A 20,377-nucleotide genomic window follows, 5' to 3' on the forward strand; every position below is an offset into this window, starting at 1 on the left:
AGGCCTCTCCGGCTTACGAGTTTCCAAGGATACGACCATGTCCCAAGACCGTCGCTACAGCTTCGAGTTCTTCCCGACGAAGACCGATGCTGGGCATGAAAAACTGATCGCCACTGCCCGCCAGTTGGCCAGCTACAACCCCGACTTCTTCTCCTGCACCTATGGCGCCGGCGGTTCTACCCGTGACCGCACCCTGAACACCGTGTTGCAGCTCGAAAGCGAAGTCAAAATCCCGGCCGCGCCGCACCTGTCCTGCGTCGGCGACAGCAAGGACGACCTGCGCAGCCTGCTGTCCCAATACAAGGCCGCTGGCATCAAGCGCATCGTTGCCCTGCGTGGCGACCTGCCCTCGGGCATGGGCATGGCCAGCGGTGAGCTGCGCCACGCCAACGAACTGGTGAGCTTCATTCGTGAAGAAACCGGCGAACACTTCCACATCGAAGTGGCGGCGTATCCGGAAATGCACCCGCAAGCACGCAACTTCGAAGACGATCTGCGCAATTTCGTGCGCAAGGCCAACGCTGGCGCCAGCAGCGCGATTACCCAGTACTTCTTCAACGCCGACAGTTATTTCTACTTCGTCGAACGTATCCGCAAGCTGGGCGTCGACATTCCTGTCGTGCCGGGCATCATGCCGATCACCAACTACAGCAAGCTGGCGCGCTTCTCCGACGCATGCGGTGCAGAAATCCCACGCTGGATCCGCAAGCAACTGGAAGCCTATGGCGATGACTCCGCGAGCATCCAAAGCTTCGGCGAGGAAGTCATCACACAAATGTGTGAGCGGTTGCTGCAAGGCGGTGCACCGGGGCTGCATTTCTATACCCTTAACCAGGCCGAGCCCAGCCTCGCGGTATGGAAAAACCTCAAGCTGCCGCGTTGATTGACTTAACGCAGTGGTAAAAAGAGGCCTTGGCGAAAACCAAGGCCTTTTTTCATTCGGTGGGCGCCTGCCTTAAGCAAATGCGTTTGCATCGGGTGAACACCGCGAGGCCATCCATGAGCACAAAAGGCAATCAAGGCGCAGGCCAGAGCGCTCTAGCTATTTGATGAGCTCTCGTCGTAACCTCAGGCCCATGCCCGCCATTGTCCAGTTGCTAACCGCCCTTCTTCTCTTGTGCCTGAGCGTGACCGCCCAGGCCGAGAAGTTGCGCATTGTCACCGAACCCTGGGCACCTTATGTCTACGAAGAGAACGGCAAAATGCTCGGCCTGGACTACGAAACCACGGCCATTGTGTTCAAGCGCCTGGGCATCGACGTGGAATGGCAGTTCCTGCCCTGGAAGCGTTGCCTGGCGATGCTGGAACAGGGCTTGGCGGACGGTGCGCTGGACATTTTCCACAGCGATGAGCGCGATGCCCTGTTGCTTTACCCCAGCGAACCGCTGTCGGACGTGGAATTCGTGATGTTCTACGCCAACGCCCGCCCCCATCCTTTTCGCACGCTCGACGACCTGGGCGGCCTGACCGTCGGCACCTCGCCCGGTTACCTGTACAGCCAGGCCTTCAGTGAATCGACCCTGTTCAAACGGGAAACGGCGCCCACCCACGAAGCCAATTTCGGTAAGTTGCAACTGGGTCGGATCGACCTGCTCATCACCGACCGCAGGGTCGGCCGGCATGTGCTCGAACATATGCAGTTGGGCGACCAGATTACCGAAAACCCGACGGTGATAAGCCGTCAAAGCCAATACCTGGCGGTGCGGCGCAATGCCGGGATGGATTTGCTGGTGCAACGCTTCAGTGCCGAACTCAAGCGTTTCAAGCGCGAACCGGCCTATGCAGAACTGAGCGCCCGCTACGGCGCAGGTCCGATGACCAAGGCCTCCTCGCCCAGCCGGGCCAGCGCTGAAATAAACCGTTGAGCAGCAGGAAAGCGGCGCGGGGCGTTTGCTCTGTTATACTCCGGCCTTCCCGCCAGGCTCACGCCCGGACGCCCGGTCTTGCAAAAGGCATCCCGACACCGCTACAGCGCAGCCTACAGCCCGCGCGAGCCTTGTCCGGACCCGCCCTCGAGGCCCGGCAGGACCGGACGGGATGACGTCTTTTGGTTGAGCGTCATTCGCGCCCGGCAAGACTATCCCATTGGGCCAGGCCCTCACTAAAACAGGATTACTCATGTCCTTTGCTTCCCTCGGTCTCTCCGAGGCTTTAGTCGGCGCCATCGAAGCCGCCGGCTATACCCAGCCTACCCCGGTGCAACAGCGGGCCATTCCCGCCGTGTTGCAAGGTCGCGACCTGATGGTCGCGGCGCAGACAGGTACTGGTAAAACCGGCGGTTTCGCCCTTCCGATTCTGGAGCGGTTGTTTCCCAACGGTCACCCAGACAAATCCCAGCGTCATGGCCCGCGCCAACCGCGCGTACTGGTCCTGACCCCTACCCGCGAACTGGCGGCCCAGGTACACGAGAGCTTCAAGGTCTACGCTCGCGACCTGAAGTTCGTCAGCGCCTGCATTTTTGGCGGCGTCGGCATGAACCCCCAGGTCCAGGCCATGTCCCGTGGCGTCGATGTACTGGTGGCCTGCCCCGGTCGCTTGCTTGACCTGGCCGGCCAGGGCAGCGTCGACTTGTCCCACGTTGAAATCCTCGTGCTGGACGAAGCCGACCGCATGCTCGACATGGGCTTCGTCCATGACGTGAAGAAAGTTCTCGCCCGCCTGCCCGCCAAGCGCCAGAACCTGCTGTTTTCGGCGACGTTCTCCAAGGACATCACCGACCTGGCCGGCAAGCTGCTGCACAACCCGGAGCGCATCGAAGTCACGCCGCCGAACACCACGGTCGAGCGTATCGAACAGCGTGTGTTCCGCCTGGCGGCCAGCCACAAGCGTGCCTTGCTGGCGCACCTGATCACCGCTGGCGCCTGGGAACAGGTCCTGGTGTTCACCCGTACCAAGCACGGCGCCAATCGCCTGGCCGAGTACTTGGACAAGCATGGCCTGCCAGCCGTGGCGATCCACGGCAACAAGAGCCAGAACGCCCGTACCAAGGCCCTGGCCGATTTCAAGGCCGGCGAAGTGCGCATCCTCGTGGCCACCGACATCGCCGCCCGTGGCCTGGACATCGACCAGTTGCCCCACGTGGTCAACTTCGAGTTGCCGAACGTTGATGAAGATTACGTTCACCGTATCGGCCGTACCGGCCGGGCCGGTCGTTCGGGCGAAGCGATCTCGCTGGTCGCGCCGGACGAAGAAAAGCTGCTCAAAAGCATCGAGCGCATGACCAAGCAGAAAATTGCCGACGGCGACCTGATGGGCTTCGATGCCAGCACCATCGAGGCCGAGAAGCCTGAAGTACGCGAACGTCCGGATGTGCGCAATCCGCGCAATGCCCGTGGCCCACGCGGTGACGGCCCGAACGGCGGTGGTGGTGGCGGCGGTCGCAAAGACAAAGGCAAGGACAAGGGCAAGGAAAAATCGGCCAGCAACAGCAATGGCCGCGGCGAACGCCCTGCCCGCGAGCAGAAGCCCCGCGAAGGCACCCCGGCCCGTGAGCAGCAGCGCCCGGCCCCGCGCGCCGCAGCCGATCGTGCTCCAGACGAGTTCCTGGACGACGACGTAGACAACTTCGGTAACCGCGTCGACTACGTGCCGCAGCAGAAACCGGCCCAGGGCCGCGGTCGTCGCCCAGGTGCCCCGGCACAGGGCGCCGGTGCAGGCGCTCCGCGCAGTGGCCAGCCACAAGGCCGCCAGAACGGTCCGCGCAACAGCAACGGCTCGTCCACCGGCACCCCGCCGGCCAAGCGCAGCGGCCCACGCAACGGCGCCCCGCGTGACGGCCAGGCCCGTCGCGACGACACCCGCCCGCGCCGTCCGGCCCGTGACGACCAGCCTCGCCAGGAACCCGCCGTGCAGAACCCGCGCAGCAACCAGCCGAAGATCATGCACAAGGAATCGAAAGCCGATCGCTTCCCGACGCCTGAGCAGCTGGATCAACTGCCAAGCCGCCCACGGGGCGAAAAACCGGCATTGCTGACGCGCAATCGCTGAGTTTTTCCAAGCCGTAAAAAAAGCCCCAGGTCTCGCGACCTGGGGCATTTTTTTGGTCCTACACAATTCCAAATGTGGGAGCGGGCTTGCTCGCGAATGCGTTCTATCAGGCAATATTTTATCGACTGACCCACCGCATTCGCGAGCAAGCCCGCTCCCACAGAAGTCCTGCGCTGTTTATTCGATTTTCATGTGGCAATAAAAAACGCCCCTGATCGCAAGACCAGGGGCGCTTTTTGTCAGGCGCGAAGGTTACTTCGCTTTGACACCTTCAAACGAGACGTACAGTTCGACCGCATCGGAGGTTGGACCCAGGTCTTTCTGCTTGCCGAAGTCCGAACGCTTGATGCTGGTGGTGCCTTCGAAGCCCGCACGGTAGCCGCCCCATGGATCCTTGCCTTCACCCAGGAAGGTGGCCTTGACCACAACCGGCTTGGTCACGCCCAGCAGGGTCAGGTCACCGGTCACATCGGCGGTTTCCTTGCCATCGGCGTTTTTGCCGGTGGATTTGACGCTGGTGGAAACGAAGGTGGCCTTGCCGAATTTGCTGGCGTTCAGGAAATCAGCGCTGGCGATGTGCTTGTCGCGCTCGGCGTGATTGGTGAACACACTGGCGGTATTCACGTTGAACTCGATCTTGCTGGCTTCAGGCTTGGCGGCGTCGAAGCTGAACTTGCCGTCGATGTCCTTGAAGGTACCGGTGATGTAGCTATAGCCCAGGTGGCTGATCTTGAAGTCGACGAAGGCGTGCTGGCCTTCCTTGTCGACGACGTAGTCGGCAGCCATGGCCTGACCGGCCGACAGCAGGGCAGAACCAATTGCCAGGGCGGCGAGCGTCTTTTTCAACATGCTTTCTATTCCTTTGGAGTCGAGGTTGAACATCAGGCTTGGCGCCCCAGCATTCGCTTGAGGGTCGCGTCACGGTCGATAAAGTGGTGTTTCAATGCTGCCAACGCATGAAGGCCGGAAAAAATCACCAGCGCCCATGCCAGGTAGAAGTGAATCTCACCGGCGACGTCTGCCTGATCGGGCAGTCCGGACACCAGCGCGGGTACTTCAAACAGGCCAAACACCGGAATCCCGACACCGTCTGCGGTGGAAATCAGGTAACCGGCAATCATCACGGCGAACAACCCGAGATACAGTGCGCTATGGCCAAGCTTGGCGCCGACGCGGGTCAGGCGGCCATAGGTTGGCAGGGTCGGTGGTGGCGGGCTGACAAACCGCCAGATCACCCGCAGCAACATGACCGCCAGCAGCACCAGGCCAATGCTCTTGTGCAGGTCCGGCGCATCTTTGCGCCAGGTGCTGTAGTAATCCAGGCCGACCATCCACAGGCCCAGGGCGAACAGCCCGTACACCACCAGCGCAACGCCCCAGTGCACAGCGATACTGACCCAGCCATAGCGAGAAGAAGAGTTGCGAAGCTGCATTGCTCATATCCTGTAAAAACTGCGATCAAGACTAGCGAGTTATCTATCGATTTAAAGCGGAAAATTTCGCTTTGAAATATCGAGAAATACGATCTTGAGTCTGGAGGGGGTGGGTTAAGGAAAGATTAAAGCCAATACAATGCGTGATATCAGGACGGGCCTCATCGCGAGCAAGCTCGCTCCCACACTGGCCGAGCGCAATCCCTGTGGGAGCGAGCTTGCCCGCGATAGTGGCTCAAGCAAAAAAAAGCGCGGCTGACATGCCGCGCTTTTTTCTGTCACCGAGCCTTACTGAGCCTTGGTCTCAGTCGCTGTCGGCGTTGTCGCTGCCGGCTTGGCCGCCGGTTTCTTCGCCGGCGTAGCTTTCTTCACCGGCGCTTTTTTAGCCGGGGCCTTGGCGGCTGGTTTTTTCGGCGCTGGTTTGGTCGCGGCTTTCTTGGCCGGCTCAACCTTCGCCGGGGCTGGCGCGGGAGGCTCCACCGGGGCCGGCGCTGGGGCGGGGGCCGGCACGGGAGCAGGTGCTACCGGCTCTGGCGCCTTCACCGGCTCCGGCTTCTTGTCGTCATCCGAACCGCCAAACAGGTTGCTGAAGAAGTTGCCCTTCTTCGCGGCCACCGCACCGGCCGCTGCCGCTGTGGCCGCCGGAGCCACCTTGGCCGGTTCAAACGACTTGCCGGCCGCCAGGTCTTCAACCTGGCTGGCTGCCCGCTGGCCGCTGCGCAACGCACCTTCCAGAGTGCCCGGATACAAGGTGTCGGTGTGCTCGCCGGCAAAGGCTACGCGTTGCAATGGCTTTTCCCACAGGCGCCAGTACTTGCTGATCTGGCCCGGGCCAAAGGCCAGGTACGCGCCGCCCATGGATGGGTCGGTACTGTAGCGGCGGATCTCATAGCCGGTGAACGCGCCACGGGCCTGTGGATAAAACGCGTGCAGGCGGATCAGCACCTGATCGACCATCTGCTTGTCGCCGAAGGCTTGCATCACCCGGGCGTTGTCGCCGGACAGGTTGATGACCACGTTGGCGCCGCCCTTCATGGCCGGCTCGATCCACATCATGCCCAGGCCGGTGTTGCTGTAGATCTCGCCCGACATGCGCGCCTTGCTGTCCCAGACCGGGGTCTTGAACTTGAGCATGATCTGGTCGCGCCAGCCGTAGTTGGTACCCTTGATCGCGCCTTGATGCTGGGCATCCAGGGCTGGGGTCAGCTGGATCTTGTTCAGCGCCCGCAACGGCACCGCCAGCACCACATAGTCAGCCTGGTAGCCAACGCTGCCGACCTTCACGGTCACGCCGTCCTTGTCCTGGGAGATGGCCGACACCGGCGAGTTGGTCTTGATGGTCTTCAGTTGTTTGACGAACGCCTGGGCCAGCACCGGACTGCCGCCGAGCAGGCGCGAGGCCCGCAGGTCGCGGTCGGACACGCCGCGATAAACGCGGTTCTGCTGGGCGAAATACAGCAGCGACAGGCGCGAAGGTTCGTCATAACGGGTACGGATTTCCTGGTTCACCAACTGACGCGCCGTGGCCGGCAGTTGCAGGCGATCGAGCCAGTTGGACACGGTGATCTGGTCCAACGCGTGCAACGTGTTGTTGGCCGCCGGGTTTTGCGGGTCTTCGATGGAGCGCGCCAGATCATCCAGGGTGGTTTCGTAGCGCTTGAGGGCTTCGGCGGTGGCCGGCTGCTTGGTCGCCAGGTCGGCGGCGGTAAAGTAGGTGCCGTCGATCAGGTAGCTGGGGGTGCGCACGAATTCCGGAGCCGGCGTGGTGCTCAGCTTGAAGGTGGAGACGTACTTGTTCAGCACCGGCTGAGTCTTCTCGTTGCCGATCCATTCGCTGGTGGCCATGCCCGAGCGACCGCCCAGGCTCGGCTTGGCTTCCAGCAGCGTCACGGCCCAGCCTTTGTTCTGCAACTCATAGGCCGCGGTGAGCCCCGCCAGGCCGCCGCCGATGACGATGGCCGTCGGTTGTTTGTCCTTGGCCAGCGCCGAAACGCTGAACAGCCCTATCATTACCAGCGCACAGGCGCGCAGCCAACCAGCAGACATTCAACGAACTCCGGATTAAACGTAGGAAATTTCAGCTTTCGAGCCAGGCGGCTCGCGGTTTTTCGAGCAAGTATGCTCAGGGAACGGCGAAGAATACGACAGCCATCATAACGCCGCCAGCGACGTCTATCGCCTCACTCAAAGTAGCGCCAATGACACAATGGGTTGTCCCCAGGGCCGCCATTGCATAGGCTTGCGCGATTGTTTTGCCCGCGCCCGCCGCGAGCCGCCTCGAGGAGACTGTAAATGGGCCTGAATAACCAGTGGATGCAACGCGACCTCGCGGTGCTGTGGCATCCCTGCACCCAGATGAAAGACCACGAACAGCTACCGCTGATCCCCATCAAGCGCGGTGAAGGCGTGTGGCTGGAAGATTTCGAAGGCAAGCGCTACCTCGATGCCGTCAGTTCCTGGTGGGTCAATGTGTTCGGCCACGCCAATCCGCGCATCAACCAGCGCATCAAGGACCAGGTCGATCAATTGGAGCATGTGATTCTCGCCGGCTTCAGCCATCAACCGGTGATCGAACTGTCCGAGCGCCTGGTGAAGATGACGCCCGAGGGCCTGACTCGATGCTTCTACGCCGATAACGGCTCGTCCTGCATCGAAGTGGCGATGAAGATGAGCTTCCATTACTGGATCAATCGCGGCCGGCCGGACAAGAAGCGCTTCGTCACCCTGAGCAACAGTTACCACGGCGAAACCATCGCAGCGATGTCGGTGGGCGATGTGCCGTTGTTCACTGAAACCTACAAGGCGCTGTTGCTGGACACGATCAAGGTGCCGAGCCCCGACTGCTACCACCGCCCCGAAGGCATGGGCTGGGAAGAACATTCGCGCAATATGTTCGCCGCTATGGAGCAGACCCTCGCCGAGCACCACGACACAGTGGCGGCGGTGATCGTCGAGCCGCTGATCCAGGGCGCTGGCGGCATGCGCATGTACCACCCGGTGTACCTGAAATTATTGCGCGAAGCCTGCGACCGCTATGGCGTGCACCTGATCCACGATGAAATTGCCGTTGGCTTCGGCCGCACCGGGACAATGTTCGCCTGTGAGCAGGCCGGCATCACCCCGGACTTTCTCTGCCTGTCCAAGGCCCTGACCGGCGGCTACCTGCCGCTGGCGGCGTGCGTGACCACCGACGAGGTCTACAGCGCGTTCTACGACGACTACCCGACCCTGCGCGCCTTCCTGCATTCCCACAGCTACACCGGCAACCCGCTGGCCTGCGCGGCGGCCCTGGCGACGCTGGATATCTTCGAAGAAGACAACGTCATCGACAGCAACCTGGCCTTGGCCCAGCGCATGGCGAGCGCCACCGCGCACCTGGCCGATCACCCGAACGTCGCCGAAGTGCGCCAGACCGGCATGGTGCTGGCCATTGAAATGGTCAAGGACAAGGCCAGCAAAACCGCGTACCCGTGGCAGGAACGGCGTGGCCTGGCGGTATTCCAGCATGCCCTGGAGCGCGGTGCATTGTTGCGGCCGCTGGGCAGCGTGGTGTATTTCCTGCCGCCGTATGTCATCACCCCTGAGCAGATCGATTTCCTCGCAGAAGTGGCCAGCGAAGGCATCGACATCGCCACTCGGGACAAGGTCAGCGTGTCGGTGCCGAAGGACTTTCACCCGGGCTATCGCGACCCGGGCTGAGCCTGGGCGACCGCCATCGCGGGCAAGCCTTGCTCCCACAGAGAAGTGCGAGCCCACTGTGGGAGCAAGGCTTGCCCGCGATGAGGCCGCGAGCTTCAACCACGATCATTTTTTCTTGCAGAGACTCCACATGAGACTGTCCCGCTTCTTCATCGACGCCCCCCTGGGCCTCGGCGACCATGAACTGCCTGAAGCCCAGGCCCATTACATCGGCCGGGTGCTGCGCATGGCCGAGGGCGATGCGGTGCAGGTGTTCGACGGTTCCGGCCAAGAGTTTCGCGGCACCTTGGCCGAAGTCGGCAAGAAGCGCGTGCGGGTACAACTGGACGAGCAGTTCGCCGGCCAATCTGAATCGCCGCTGCGCATTCACCTCGGCCAGGGCCTGTCCCGGGGCGAGCGCATGGATTGGGCGATCCAGAAAGCCACGGAGCTGGGGGTCAGCGAGATCACACCGATTTTCAGCGAACGCTGCGAAGTACGCCTCAAGGACGAACGCGCCGACAAACGCCTGCTGCACTGGCGCCAGGTGGCGATCAGCGCCTGCGAACAGTGCGGGCGCTCCACCGTGCCGGTGATCCACCCGCCGCTGCTGCTGGCCGATTGGTTGAAGCAGGCCGAGGCCGAACTGAAGCTGGTGCTGCATCCGGTGGCCGAGCCGCTGGTCAGCCATGCCAGGCCGTCGACCCTGGCGTTCCTGATCGGCCCCGAAGGTGGGTTGTCGGAGGCCGAGGTCGAGCAGGCCAAAACCGCCGGCTACCACGCCGCCCGCCTCGGCCCCCGTGTGCTGCGCACCGAAACCGCGCCGGTGGTGGCGTTGGCGGTGGCGCAGCAGTTGTGGGGGGATTTCTAGTTTCCTGCGCCCACTGAAGATCAATGTGGGAGCGAGCTTGCTCGCGATTGCGGTTCAACATTCAGCATGGATGCAAGCTGATGCACCGCAATCGCGAGCAAGCTCGCTCCCACAATGGATCAACGGTGTTCAGGCGTCAGAGCACATAGAACAGAATCGCCACGAAGTGCAACAGACTGCCGGCCATGACAAACAAGTGCCAGATACCATGGGCGTGGCGCAACCGGTGGTCGAGGGCGAAGAAGATAATGCCGACGGTGTACAACACGCCGCCCGAGGCCAGCCAGGCGAACCCGGTGCTGCCCAAGGCCGCGAGCAGGGGCTTGACCGCCACCAGCACGATCCAGCCCATCACCGCATAGATCACGATCGACAGGATCCGCGCTTCGGAACGCGGCTTGATTTCCTGCAAGATACCAATCACCGCCAGTCCCCAGACGATCCCGAACAACGTCCAGCCCCAAGGCCCGCGCAGGGTCACCAGGCAGAACGGGGTATAGCTGCCCGCGATCAACAGGTAGATCGAAAAGTGATCGACCTTCTGCATGATTTCTTTTTTGCGCCCGCGCACGCTGTGATAGACCGTCGAAGCGCTGTACAGCGCCAACAAGGTGAACCCGTAGATCGCCACGCTGACGATCTTCCACGGATCGCCCGCCATCCCGGCGATTACCAGCAACCACACCGCGCCGATAAACGCCGCCACCGCCCCCACCAGGTGCGTCCAGGCGTTGAGTCGTTCCCCGTGATACATCCAATACCACCTCACATTTAGAAACAGGTGCCAAGGCTCAGGCCTGGCGATTGAAAGTGCAATGGTTTGCTTTTCAAACCTGGAGACATACCTTGTGGCGAGGGGATTTATCCCCGCTGGGCTGCGCAGCAGCCCCAAATCTTGTCACCTCGGCGTGTCAGGCTGAACGCATTTAGGTGTATTGGGGCCGCTTCGCAGCCCAGCGGGGATAAATCCCCTCGCCACAAAGACCTATTGGGGCACAATCAGGTCATACGAATAAGAGTCCGCCCCATGCTGATCGACGAAGAATTGACCCTGAAAAAACTCGAGGTGTTCCTGGCCTTCATGCGCACCGGCAACCTGGCGCGGGCGGCGGCCGAGTTGCAGACCAGCAACGTCAGTGTGCACCGGGCCATTCACTCGCTGGAAAGCGCCCTGCGCTGCCCGTTGTTCAAGCACGAAGGCCGCAACCTCACGCCGCTGGAAAGCGCTTACGTGCTGGAGGAGCGTGCGCAGAAGCTGATCCAGGACGTGGTCGATAGCGTGCGCCTGACCCGCGAAGCCGCCGGTTTCTCCGCCGAGCGCTTCAAGCTCGGCTCGCTGTATTCGCTGACGGTCAAGACCGTGCCGCAGTTGATCATGGGCCTGAAGATCCGCCGTAGCGAACTCAATATCGACCTGATCATGGGCTCCAACATCGACCTGCTGTACAAGCTCAAGAACATGGAAGTCGATGCGATCCTGGTGTCCCTGGACGACAGCGTCAACGACCCGGACTGCGAGCATATCGAGCTGTTTTGCGATGACATTTTCCTCGCCACGCCAGCCGACTCACCCTTTGCCCAGCGCTGCGAAGTCGACCTGGCCGAAGTCCGCGACGAGACGTTCATCACCCTGACCCAGGGCTTCGCCACGCACCAGGACGGCGTCCGGGTGTTCAAGCAGGCGGGGTTCGAGCCGAAGGTGGCGATGCAGGTCAACGACATCTTCACCCTGCTGAGCATGGTCAGCTCCGGGGTGGGTTATGCCTTGCTGCCGGGCCGGATTGCGGCGGTGTATGAAAACCGGGTGAAGCTGATCCCGTTGCAGGAAAAGTACCGGCTGCAGCAGCACATCGGCGTGGTGTTCCTCAAGGCCAAGGAGCGGGATCCGAACCTGCTGGCGCTGTTGGCCGAGTGCCGGATGTATGCCAATCGCCAGGCTTGAAACCCAGTTATCCCCCATCGCGAGCAAGCTCGCTCCCACAGGGACACGCGGTCAACTGTGGGAACGAGCTTGCTCGCGATGGCGCCAATACTTTCAATGAGGATTGAAAGCCCTACCCCAGCAACCCCCGCATGATCAGAAACAGCAACGAAGGCCCCAACAAGCACCCCAGCGCTGTATAAAACGCCGCCGTCAGGCAACCATACGGCACCAGCTTCGGATCGGTGGCCGCCAACCCACCGGCCACGCCGCTGGAGGTGCCCATCAAACCACCGAAAATCACCGCGCTACGTGGGTTATTGAGGCCAATCAACGGCGCCACGAACGGCGTCGCCACCATCACCAGGATCGCCTTGATCAACCCGGCGGCAATGGACAGGGCCATCACCTCGGAACTGGCCCCGATCGCCGCCCCGGTCACCGGCCCGACGATGTAGGTCACCGCCCCGGCGCCAATGGTGGTCAGGCTTACCGCATCGGTGTAACCGAAGGCCATCGCCACGCCCACGCCGGCAATGAACGACGTAGCGACGCCGACGAACAACGCCAGCACCCCGACGAAGCCGGCGCGTTTGAGTTCCTCGACACTCACGCCGAACGCCGTGGCGACGATGGCGAAGTCCCGCAGCATGGCACCGCCCAGCAAACCAATCCCGGACAGCAGCGGGATGTCCACCACGCCCTTCTGCCCGCCGGTCATCGCCCCACCGATGTAGGAGAGCACCAGCCCCAGCAGAATGGCGATGGCCGAACCATGCAGGCGGCCTTTGGTGAACGTGTCGCTGATCCAGTAGGACACCCACATGGTGATGCCGACAATGGCAAAACCGCTGATCAGGCCGTAGCCGGTGATGACTTTCATCATGGATTCGTACATGGCAATCACCCGACCGTCTTGACGGAAACATCGGCCTGAGGATCTTTGTTGCCAATGCGTACCAGCACCGGCACCAACGCAAAGGCAATCACCACCGCCAGGGTCCCGGCCAGGATCGCCATCGGCCCGCCCTTGAGCGCACCGTAGACATTTTGCTGCGCCGCCATCGCCACCACGATGGGGATGTAGATCGCGCTCCAGAACTCTACGCCGGCCTCGGATTTGCCCTTGAACAAGCCGCGTTTGCTCAGGTAACTGCCCAGGCCGATCAACAGCAGCATCGCAATGCCGACGCCGCCGACGTTAGCCGGCACGCCGATCAATTTGCCTAGCAGCTCGCCGATAAAAATACCCGCCAGGGTACAAAAGGCCAGAAACGCCACACCGTAAATAATCATTGTTTTAATCCTCAAAATGCATCGTCGAAGTTGTTGTTTTTGTGCTTCGCCAGCTTGAGTCGGTGGTCTAGGGTTGGCGGCTTCCCTCCTCACGCAACAGCGCCTGCAAGGTATCGAGCCGGGCGCCGTCGAAAGCCATGACCGTGCCCTGCTCGAATACCCGGCGCGCCAGCCCGGTCAATACCGCACCGGGCGGCAGTTCGATCTGCAACCGCACGCCGCGCTCGTAGGCGCTTTGCACCGTGCCGCGCCAATCGACGACGCGGCACATGTTGAAGGCCAGGTCGTCGCGCAGGGCCTCAGTCTTGATCACCGGCCGGGCACGGCTGCCGCTGAGATAACCCAAGGCCGGTACTTTCAATGACACATCGGCAAACGCTTGGGCCAATGCTTGCGCCGGGGTCTCCAGCAACGGGCAATGGGACGGCACGCTCACCGCCAGTCGACAAGCCTTGCCCGCACCCAGGCTTCGCGCCTGTTTGGCAACGCTGCTCATGGCCTCGTCGCTGCCCGCGATAACCACCTGATTATCCGCATTGATGTTGGCCAGGTAGACCGGTGTGCGGTCGCTGTGCACCTGCGCCAGCAACGCTTCCACTGCCGCCAGGTCCAGGCCGATGATCGCGGTCATGCCGTAGCCTTGCGGATACGCCTGTTGCATCAACTCGCCGCGCAGGCTGACCAGCCGCAGCGCATCCTCGAAGCCCAGCGCCCCGGCAACGACCGCCGCCGGATACGCACCGATGGACAGCCCCGCCACATAGTCCGGCGCTGGGGCCTGTTCCAGCAATCGGCGGGCCGCCGCCACGCCGGCGATCAGCAGGCACAGTTGCACCGCACGGGTCGATTGCAACGCCTCGGCGCTGTCCAGTCGCAGGACGTCTTCACCGAGCACATCCCCCGCCTCGTCCAGGATCCGCGGCGCCAACCCATGGAGCATGCCCACTCGCTGCGCACCCTGGCCGGGAAAGACGAAGAGGCTGCTCACGCGACCTGCCCCACTGAAGGTTGCCAAGGATCGCTCACCAGCCGGGCCTGAACGTCATCCTTGAGCAAGACCCGACGGGACGAACCCGCCCATTCGCGCAGGGCCACGGCGCCGCAAGGGGTTTGCAATTGCATGTCCACAGCGCATACCGAGGCATCCAGTAGCGTCAGCAACTTCCTGGCCTGGAGCCGATCCAGACAGTGCGGCGTGCGCAGGATCAGGTCCAGGTCACTGCGCTCATGCAGCGCCTCGATCCCCGTGGCGAGCTCGAACCCGGCACTACCGCTGACGCCCCAGGTCCAGCCGCTGGCGTCGAGCAGCGGGCGCAGTTGGGACAGCGCTTGCAGGGCTGGCAAGTCGCGAGTCGAGGCAACGTGACAAAGGTCTTCCGGCCTGACACGACGGGCAATCGCCGTGATCGCCATCGACGTTGCATAACGCTGCTCGCGCAAGCGCCCGCGCACGCCGACCGCGATTCGATCCGGCGTCATCAGCGCTCGCCGAACCACCACCGGTTGACCGGCGGTGATCGACTCGACCACCCATGCCGGCGCATCCGCTGGCAACTGTTGCGGGGTCATCCCCCACAGCAGATCATGGGCCAGAAACGTACTCACCACTGCTCTCTCAGCAGTTGGCGAACCCGGCTCGACGCGATGCGGTTGTACGCACCCAGACGTCCACTCAGATCCCGCGCCCCCGCCTCTACATCTTCAATCGCCTGGAGCAGACACGCCGTCACCCGCTCCAGATCCTCCGCCAACGGCTGCTCGATCTGTTCCACCGACAAGGTTTCCCACAACAGACCCAGGCTGGCAAAACTGTCGATGTCATAGGCCATCGGCGGCACACTGGCGGCCAACGCCTCAAGCTCTTCAACACTGCGCAAGGTCACCCGCGCCGCCGAAGCCTTGCCCATGGCGTGGACCATCACGCCCGGATCGCGCAGGGCAATCAACCGGTTGGCCTGGTAGCCGTGGGCCAGGAACGCCCCCGACATCGCCTTGCCCACCAGCAAGCCAATCACCGGATGCCCGGCCAATCGGGCGCGGGCGTAGCTGTCCGCCGCACCGGCCAAGGCCTGATGAATGCCCAGGGCTTCTTCGCGCCGGCCATAGGCCTGGCTCGGCACATCGACAATGGCGATCAGCGCACGCTTGTTGACCGCATCACGGTCGGCGTCAATCGCCTCATCCACCGCCTTGGCCAGGCCCCAGCCTTCCAGCAAGCCGACTTCGCCGTTGCGTGCCCGCGGGAAGCGGTTGTCGGGATCAGCCACCACCGCGAGCAGGCGTACGGTTTGCTCGCCCAGTCTGACGTCGGCAACTTTCAACGAAGCCGGCAAGCCTTGCACCGCGCTGGCACCGCCACTCAAGGCCTCGAACCAGCGCAAACCTCTCAATGAATACGCATTCATGGGCGCTCTCCCTGATACAGCTGACGAACCGCTACCGGTTCGATTTGCACGGCAGTGTCCAAGCGGGCCAGGCGCTGCAGGAACAACTCGGCCTGGCCGCTGCGGTGTTGCGCGGGCACGCCCAGGTGCAGCAACTGGCTGACCTGTTGGCGGATCTGCGTCACATCGTCGGCCGCATAACGGTCCACCAATCCTGTGGCGAACCGCTGCTCGCCGCCGGTCAGACTCCAGATGAACGGGCGGTCGCGGGAGTCGTATTCGTCGAGGCCGGCTTCCTGCTCGATCACTTGTGGACCGTTCAGGCCCAGCCGCGCTTCCCGCGTCACCAGCAGATAACTGCACAGCCCAGCGGCAATGGACATGCCGCCAAAGCAACCGACGCTGCCGGCGACCACGCCAACTACCGGCTGGTACTGGCGCAAATCGACAATCGCCGAATGGATCTCGGCAATCGCCGCGAGCCCGAGGTTGGCCTCCTGCAACCGTACGCCGCCGGTTTCCAGCAGCAGCACAGCGCGGGTCGCAATGCCTTTGCGGTTGTCTTCGGCCGCCAGCTCCAACGCACCGGCAATCTTCGCCCCGCCGACTTCGCCGAGGCTGCCGCCCTGGAACGCACCTTCGATAGCGGCGATCACCACGGGCAGGCCCTCGAGCGTGCCCTTGGCGATCACCACGCCGTCGTCACTTTGCGGCACCACGCCTTGGCGCAAGAGCCACGGCGACATGATCCGCTGGAACGGGTCGAGCAACTCACGGAACGTGCCGTCATCGAGCAAGGCCTTGGCCCGTTGTCGGGCACCGAGTTCGACGAAGCTGTGCTTGTTGAGCAACGCTGCGCTGTCAGTCATGGCCGATCTCCTCGAAGCCCTGTTCCAGGCGCAAACGCACCACGCCAGGGGTGGCGCCGAAATCATGGATGTCGATGGACAGGGCCGGTGGCGTCTGGCCGTCGAACATGCGGGCGAACAGATGTTGCCAGCGTTGCTCGCTGCCATTGACCGAGGTCTGCACCTGGATGGTCAGCTTGCCCGCCAGACCCGGTTCAATCAGCACTTCCAGGTCGCCCGAGCCGACGCAGCCCACCAGCGCCCGGCCCCGTGGCGGCTGCCCGGCGGGGAATTCAAAGGATAAGGTTTCCATCAGCACACTCCAGGGAAGAGGCCATCGCCGCGTTCGATACGGTCGAGAAACAGGCAGGCGGCGAGCAGATCGGCAGCGCCACCGGGCGAGGCGTTCAAGGCAATCAGTTGTTGGTCCAGCGCGTGCAACTGACGACGACCGCCCAGGCTCGCACTGCCACCGGCATCAAGCACCGCTCTGGCGCCCTGTTGCATGGCCTGCAAACCCGGCTCGCCGGCGCGGTAGAGCACGCAGGTGTCGGCCAGGGTGGTCATGATCGCCAGCAAGGCATCGAGCCGGGCGTTCTGCTCGCCCCGCCCCCGCCGCACGGCACGACTGCGCTTGAGCTGCGGCAGGCCCAGGCCCGTCACCGCCGGGAACGCCAGTTGCGCTTCTTCCCGGGCACCGCGCACGCCGTAGCGCTGGGCGACCTGGGCGCCGTGGCTCAGGGGTTGCGGCGCGTAGCGGTCGTTGAGTAAGGCCAGACGGGCGGCACGTAGCGTGACGGCACTGGCGACGTTGGATTCAGGCTCCAGCGCCGTCGCCGCCACGAGCAAGCCCAAGGCCCAGATCGCCCCGCGATGGGTATTCACGCCGTCGGTGGTCGTGAGCATCGCCGCTTCCCCCTCACGGCCGATGCGCCCGAGGGCTTCGCGTAACGGCAGGCCGATTTCGCCGCATTCAAGGGCGGCCTCAGCCATTTCCTTGAACGCCGGCCACAGCGACAGCGCCGAGGCGTGCATCAGGCCCAGGTGCAGGTCGGTGTGGGCGCCATTGCCACGACGGTCCACCAAAGCCGGTTTAGGTGACAGGTCGGCTTCGTCGATCAGCGCATCCACCGCCATGTCCGCCAGGTGCTCGGCCAAGGACAGTTTTTTCGGTTGCAGGTTGAAGGCGTGCATTTACCAGCTCCTGAACTTGGCGGGCGGGTTGTAGAGGCCACCGGACCATTCCACCAAATCGGCCACGCTCTTGGCCGCGAGCAATTCGCGGGTGGCGTCGGTGCGACGGATGCCGAGGTCTTCGGGCAAGGCGATCAGCCCTTCGCGGCGCATGCGCGCGGTGTCTTTCGGATCATGGCGCAAACCGATGGTGGTGACCCCGGCCACGGCGGCGATCATCGCCTGCCGTTCTTCCAGGGAGCGAGCCTTGTACAGGTAGGCGATGCCCTCTTCGGTCAGCAGGTGGGTGACGTCGTCGCCGTAGATCATGATCGGCGCCAGGGGCATGCCAGCTTTCTTCGCCACGTCCACAGCGTCGAGGGTCTCGACGAAGGTCGGTTTGCCGCCCTCCTGGAACGTCTCGACCATCTGCACCACCAGCTTCTTGCCCCGTTCGAGCAACGGCGCCTCGCCATCGCCGTGGCGCATGTCGAGCCAGGCTGGCGTGCCGTGACGACGACCGCGGGGGTCGTGGCCCATGTTCGGCGCACCGCCGAAGCCGGCCAAGCGGCCCCGGGTGACGGTGGAGGAATGGCCGTCGCCGTCCACTTGCAGCGTGGCGCCGATGAACAGGTCCACCGCGTACTGCCCGGCCAGTTGGCAGACCATGCGGTTGGAGCGCAGCGAGCCGTCGTGGCCGGTGAAGAACACGTCGGGGCGGGCGGCGATGTAGTTTTCCATGCCCAACTCGGTGCCGAAGCAATGCACGCTTTCGACCCAGCCGCTTTCGATGGCGGGGATCAGGGTCGGGTGCGGATTGAGGGTCCAGTTGCGGCAGATCTTGCCCTTCAGGCCCAGGGATTCGCCGTAGGTCGGCAAGATCAATTCGATGGCGGCTGTGTTGAAACCGATGCCGTGATTGAGGGATTGGACGTTGTGTTTTTCGTAGATCCCACGGATCGCCATCATCGCCATCAGCACATGCACAGGCTTGATGTGGCGTGGGTCACGGGTGAACAGCGGCTCGATGTAGAACGGCTTGTCGGCCACCACCACGAAATCGACCCAGGACGCGGGAATGTCGACACGCGGCAGGTCGCTGACGTCGTCCACCAACTGGTTGACCTGGACGATGACGATGCCGTCACTGAAAGCCGCCGGCTCGATCAGCGCCGGTGTGTCTTCGGTACTGGGGCCGGTGTAGATATTGCCGGCGCGGTCGGCCATGAAACCGGCCGAGAGCACCACATTTGGAATCAGGTCCACCACCAGCCGGGCATAGAGCTCGATGTAAGTATGGATCGCGCCAATTTCCAGCAGGCCGTCTTCCAGCAACTGGCTGATGCGCAGGCTCTGGGTGCCGGCGAAGGAGAAATCGAGCTTGCGGGCGATGCCGCGTTCGAACAGGTCCAGGTGCTCGGAACGACCGACGCTGGGCATGATCATGTGCAAGTCATGCAGCTTGCCCGGGTCGGCCTTGGCCAGGGAGCGCGAGAGGAAATCCGCCTGCTTCTGGTTATTGCCCTCCAACACCACACGGTCGCCGGGCAGGATCAACGCCTCCAGCGCCGCAACGATCTTGTCGGTGGGCAACACCACACCGTCGGCCAGCCCCTTCACCAGCCCGAGCCGCCGCTGCTTCTCGCTGCGCCGCCGCGTCCAGCGCGAGTCGGGGGATATTGTTGTTGTCATGACCACTCCACGGGTTCGCTGTCGTGGGGGTCACATTAGGAGTGTTGGGCCGAGGGCATCAATCAAGCTCCGCGGCGGATCGTTACGGTTGGCGTAATGGTTCACGATGAACACAAATCAAAAATGTGGGAGCGAGCTTGCTCGCGATAGCGGTGGGTCAGGCCACATCAATGCTGACTGTTCTGTCGCCATCGCGAGCAAGCTCCCACCCCTGATCGTATCCACGCGGGTACGATCGAGCCGATTTATCAGGTTGAAATGCTTACCTTGTGGGAGCGGGCTTGCTCGCGAAACGGTGTATCAGTCGACATTGAGGTGGCTGACACTCCGCTTTCGCGAGCAAGCCCGCTCCCATCAGATTGATGGTTACCTTTCGATTGGTGGCGGCATCAAGCCCTCGCATTCCTGACGATCCGATGGCTCGGCTTTCAGGCCGCCGCTACGTAACAGATTCTCCAGGTTTTCTTGCTTGCCCATCCTTGGTTTCCAAAGGGTCTTCACCCAGCAAATTGATCTTGTCCTGCTTCGCTACACGCACTACGAAACTGTTGCCAGCGGCAAATTTCACAGCCCAGTCCTGGGGCGTGTAGAGAGTCGGGTTAAGCGGGCGACCCAACTGCTCTTCCAAGGGCATGAGCCGCTCCATGACTTCACTGTAGTGCAGGCCTTCACCGATCAGCATGAGATCTATGTCACTGGATGCGTTTGCCTGGCCTTTAGCAATGGAGCCATAGACGAACGCCCAACTCAGCTGTTCTGAAAAAGGTTCCAACGCCTGACGCAACGGTTCGGCGATACCGCTGGTTTTTTGCACAATGCCCAACAGTTCACTGTAAATCGGGCAATGTGGATTGGCCTGGTAATGGGTTTGATTGCCCTGACGCGTCATGGTGAGCACACCTGAGCATTGCAGGCGCTCTAACTCCCGCATGAGGCTGCCCTTACCGACTTGAGCCCAGCGGGCAATTTCGTTGGTATAGAAGCTTTGATCCGGCTTACCGAACAACAAACCCAAGACCCGTTTCTGGGTGGCAGTGAAAAGAGCATTACTGAGAGAGAGGTGATTCATGGAGGATACCAAGAGTCCCAAAAAG

19 protein-coding genes and 1 pseudogene are annotated in these 20,377 nt (G+C 62.5%); 6 read left to right on the forward strand and 14 right to left on the reverse strand.

Annotated elements, in window-relative coordinates:
- Window positions 1-37 precede the first annotated feature (37 nt).
- From metF to rhlE2, 3 genes and pseudogenes are all read left to right on the forward strand, one after another.
- Window positions 38-883, forward strand: coding sequence for a methylenetetrahydrofolate reductase [NAD(P)H] (gene metF / locus PSH84_RS26615; RefSeq protein ID WP_305482024.1), 846 nt, complete (start codon window positions 38-40; stop codon window positions 881-883).
- 193 nt (window positions 884-1,076) lie between these two features.
- Window positions 1,077-1,884: pseudogene (locus PSH84_RS26620) on the forward strand (substrate-binding periplasmic protein); the annotation flags it as partial.
- A 234-nt stretch (window positions 1,885-2,118) separates the two neighbouring features.
- Window positions 2,119-3,987, forward strand: coding sequence for an RNA helicase RhlE2 (gene rhlE2, locus PSH84_RS26625; RefSeq protein ID WP_092204931.1), 1,869 nt, complete (start codon window positions 2,119-2,121; stop codon window positions 3,985-3,987).
- A gap of 252 nt (window positions 3,988-4,239) precedes the next feature.
- Here rhlE2 and PSH84_RS26630 read toward each other — a convergent pair whose 3' ends face one another.
- From PSH84_RS26630 to PSH84_RS26640, 3 genes are all read right to left on the reverse strand, one after another.
- Window positions 4,240-4,836: a YceI family protein gene (locus tag PSH84_RS26630; protein ID WP_025215936.1), complete on the reverse strand. Its 597-nt coding sequence runs from the start codon at window positions 4,834-4,836 to the stop codon at window positions 4,240-4,242.
- A 32-nt stretch (window positions 4,837-4,868) separates the two neighbouring features.
- The gene (locus PSH84_RS26635) at window positions 4,869-5,420 is read right to left on the reverse strand and encodes a cytochrome b (protein ID WP_060740229.1); all 552 of its coding nucleotides are present in this window, start codon (window positions 5,418-5,420) and stop codon (window positions 4,869-4,871) included.
- Between the two features lie 288 nt (window positions 5,421-5,708).
- A complete protein-coding gene (locus PSH84_RS26640) occupies window positions 5,709-7,466 on the reverse strand; it encodes a flavin monoamine oxidase family protein (protein ID WP_305482028.1) in 1,758 nt (585 codons plus the stop codon).
- A gap of 246 nt (window positions 7,467-7,712) precedes the next feature.
- Between PSH84_RS26640 and PSH84_RS26645 the strand changes: the two genes are divergently transcribed.
- Both PSH84_RS26645 and PSH84_RS26650 read left to right on the forward strand, forming a co-directional pair.
- Window positions 7,713-9,119, forward strand: a complete 1,407-nt coding sequence (locus PSH84_RS26645) for an adenosylmethionine--8-amino-7-oxononanoate transaminase (protein WP_305482029.1) — start codon at window positions 7,713-7,715, stop codon at window positions 9,117-9,119.
- A gap of 130 nt (window positions 9,120-9,249) precedes the next feature.
- Window positions 9,250-9,969, forward strand: a complete 720-nt coding sequence (locus PSH84_RS26650) for a 16S rRNA (uracil(1498)-N(3))-methyltransferase (protein WP_122567373.1) — start codon at window positions 9,250-9,252, stop codon at window positions 9,967-9,969.
- Between the two features lie 136 nt (window positions 9,970-10,105).
- On the opposite strand, the gene trhA is transcribed toward PSH84_RS26650, so the two are convergent.
- Window positions 10,106-10,723 (reverse strand): PAQR family membrane homeostasis protein TrhA, encoded by a 618-nt coding sequence (gene trhA / locus PSH84_RS26655; protein ID WP_305482030.1) that lies wholly within the window; start codon window positions 10,721-10,723, stop codon window positions 10,106-10,108.
- Between the two features lie 273 nt (window positions 10,724-10,996).
- Here trhA and PSH84_RS26660 point away from each other — a divergent pair, with 273 nt between their 5' ends.
- Complete coding sequence (locus tag PSH84_RS26660; RefSeq protein ID WP_122567375.1) at window positions 10,997-11,911, forward strand: LysR family transcriptional regulator; 915 nt, start codon at window positions 10,997-10,999, stop codon at window positions 11,909-11,911.
- Window positions 11,912-12,023: 112 nt separating this feature from the next.
- Here the strand turns inward: PSH84_RS26660 and madM are convergent, their stop codons facing one another.
- From madM to PSH84_RS26710, 10 genes are all read right to left on the reverse strand, one after another.
- Complete coding sequence (madM, locus tag PSH84_RS26665; RefSeq protein WP_122567811.1) at window positions 12,024-12,788, reverse strand: malonate transporter subunit MadM; 765 nt, start codon at window positions 12,786-12,788, stop codon at window positions 12,024-12,026.
- Between the two features lie 5 nt (window positions 12,789-12,793).
- On the reverse strand, window positions 12,794-13,186 hold the full coding sequence (gene madL, locus PSH84_RS26670) for a malonate transporter subunit MadL (RefSeq protein WP_122567376.1): 393 nt from the start codon (window positions 13,184-13,186) through the stop codon (window positions 12,794-12,796).
- 67 nt (window positions 13,187-13,253) lie between these two features.
- Window positions 13,254-14,174: a malonate decarboxylase subunit epsilon gene (gene mdcH, locus PSH84_RS26675; protein WP_305482031.1), complete on the reverse strand. Its 921-nt coding sequence runs from the start codon at window positions 14,172-14,174 to the stop codon at window positions 13,254-13,256.
- Window positions 14,171-14,794, reverse strand: coding sequence for a malonate decarboxylase holo-ACP synthase (locus tag PSH84_RS26680; protein ID WP_305482032.1), 624 nt, complete (start codon window positions 14,792-14,794; stop codon window positions 14,171-14,173). Before PSH84_RS26680 ends, mdcH begins: the two co-directional genes overlap by 4 nt.
- Window positions 14,788-15,591, reverse strand: a complete 804-nt coding sequence (gene mdcE, locus PSH84_RS26685; protein WP_305468745.1) for a biotin-independent malonate decarboxylase subunit gamma — start codon at window positions 15,589-15,591, stop codon at window positions 14,788-14,790. The genes PSH84_RS26680 and mdcE overlap by 7 nt, the downstream gene beginning before the upstream one ends.
- A complete protein-coding gene (locus PSH84_RS26690) occupies window positions 15,588-16,439 on the reverse strand; it encodes a biotin-independent malonate decarboxylase subunit beta (RefSeq protein ID WP_305468746.1) in 852 nt (283 codons plus the stop codon). The genes mdcE and PSH84_RS26690 overlap by 4 nt, the downstream gene beginning before the upstream one ends.
- Window positions 16,432-16,731, reverse strand: a complete 300-nt coding sequence (locus PSH84_RS26695; protein WP_003206454.1) for a malonate decarboxylase subunit delta — start codon at window positions 16,729-16,731, stop codon at window positions 16,432-16,434. The genes PSH84_RS26690 and PSH84_RS26695 overlap by 8 nt, the downstream gene beginning before the upstream one ends.
- On the reverse strand, window positions 16,731-17,612 hold the full coding sequence (locus PSH84_RS26700) for a triphosphoribosyl-dephospho-CoA synthase (RefSeq protein WP_305482033.1): 882 nt from the start codon (window positions 17,610-17,612) through the stop codon (window positions 16,731-16,733). The genes PSH84_RS26695 and PSH84_RS26700 overlap by 1 nt, the downstream gene beginning before the upstream one ends.
- On the reverse strand, window positions 17,613-19,283 hold the full coding sequence (gene mdcA / locus PSH84_RS26705; RefSeq protein ID WP_122567382.1) for a malonate decarboxylase subunit alpha: 1,671 nt from the start codon (window positions 19,281-19,283) through the stop codon (window positions 17,613-17,615).
- Window positions 19,284-19,722: 439 nt separating this feature from the next.
- Window positions 19,723-20,352 (reverse strand): nucleotidyltransferase domain-containing protein, encoded by a 630-nt coding sequence (locus tag PSH84_RS26710; protein ID WP_305468748.1) that lies wholly within the window; start codon window positions 20,350-20,352, stop codon window positions 19,723-19,725.
- Between the last annotated feature and the right edge of the window lie 25 nt (window positions 20,353-20,377).

The organism is Pseudomonas beijingensis (assembly GCF_030687295.1).
Taxonomy (GTDB): domain Bacteria; phylum Pseudomonadota; class Gammaproteobacteria; order Pseudomonadales; family Pseudomonadaceae; genus Aquipseudomonas; species Aquipseudomonas beijingensis.

Bases quoted from the DNA above. Each gene is read 5' to 3' on its own strand.
- metF (WP_305482024.1), top strand. From the start codon at position 38: ATGTCCCAAGACCGTCGCTACAGCTTCGAGTTCTTCCCGACGAAGACC.
- rhlE2 (WP_092204931.1), top strand. From the start codon at position 2,119: ATGTCCTTTGCTTCCCTCGGTCTCTCCGAGGCTTTAGTCGGCGCCATC.
- PSH84_RS26630 (WP_025215936.1), bottom strand. From the start codon at position 4,836: ATGTTGAAAAAGACGCTCGCCGCCCTGGCAATTGGTTCTGCCCTGCTG.
- PSH84_RS26635 (WP_060740229.1), bottom strand. From the start codon at position 5,420: ATGCAGCTTCGCAACTCTTCTTCTCGCTATGGCTGGGTCAGTATCGCT.
- PSH84_RS26640 (WP_305482028.1), bottom strand. From the start codon at position 7,466: ATGTCTGCTGGTTGGCTGCGCGCCTGTGCGCTGGTAATGATAGGGCTG.
- PSH84_RS26645 (WP_305482029.1), top strand. From the start codon at position 7,713: ATGGGCCTGAATAACCAGTGGATGCAACGCGACCTCGCGGTGCTGTGG.
- PSH84_RS26650 (WP_122567373.1), top strand. From the start codon at position 9,250: ATGAGACTGTCCCGCTTCTTCATCGACGCCCCCCTGGGCCTCGGCGAC.
- trhA (WP_305482030.1), bottom strand. From the start codon at position 10,723: ATGTATCACGGGGAACGACTCAACGCCTGGACGCACCTGGTGGGGGCG.
- PSH84_RS26660 (WP_122567375.1), top strand. From the start codon at position 10,997: ATGCTGATCGACGAAGAATTGACCCTGAAAAAACTCGAGGTGTTCCTG.
- madM (WP_122567811.1), bottom strand. From the start codon at position 12,788: ATGTACGAATCCATGATGAAAGTCATCACCGGCTACGGCCTGATCAGC.
- madL (WP_122567376.1), bottom strand. From the start codon at position 13,186: ATGATTATTTACGGTGTGGCGTTTCTGGCCTTTTGTACCCTGGCGGGT.
- mdcE (WP_305468745.1), bottom strand. From the start codon at position 15,591: ATGAATGCGTATTCATTGAGAGGTTTGCGCTGGTTCGAGGCCTTGAGT.
- PSH84_RS26690 (WP_305468746.1), bottom strand. From the start codon at position 16,439: ATGACTGACAGCGCAGCGTTGCTCAACAAGCACAGCTTCGTCGAACTC.
- PSH84_RS26695 (WP_003206454.1), bottom strand. From the start codon at position 16,731: ATGGAAACCTTATCCTTTGAATTCCCCGCCGGGCAGCCGCCACGGGGC.
- PSH84_RS26700 (WP_305482033.1), bottom strand. From the start codon at position 17,612: ATGCACGCCTTCAACCTGCAACCGAAAAAACTGTCCTTGGCCGAGCAC.
- mdcA (WP_122567382.1), bottom strand. From the start codon at position 19,283: ATGACAACAACAATATCCCCCGACTCGCGCTGGACGCGGCGGCGCAGC.
- PSH84_RS26710 (WP_305468748.1), bottom strand. From the start codon at position 20,352: ATGAATCACCTCTCTCTCAGTAATGCTCTTTTCACTGCCACCCAGAAA.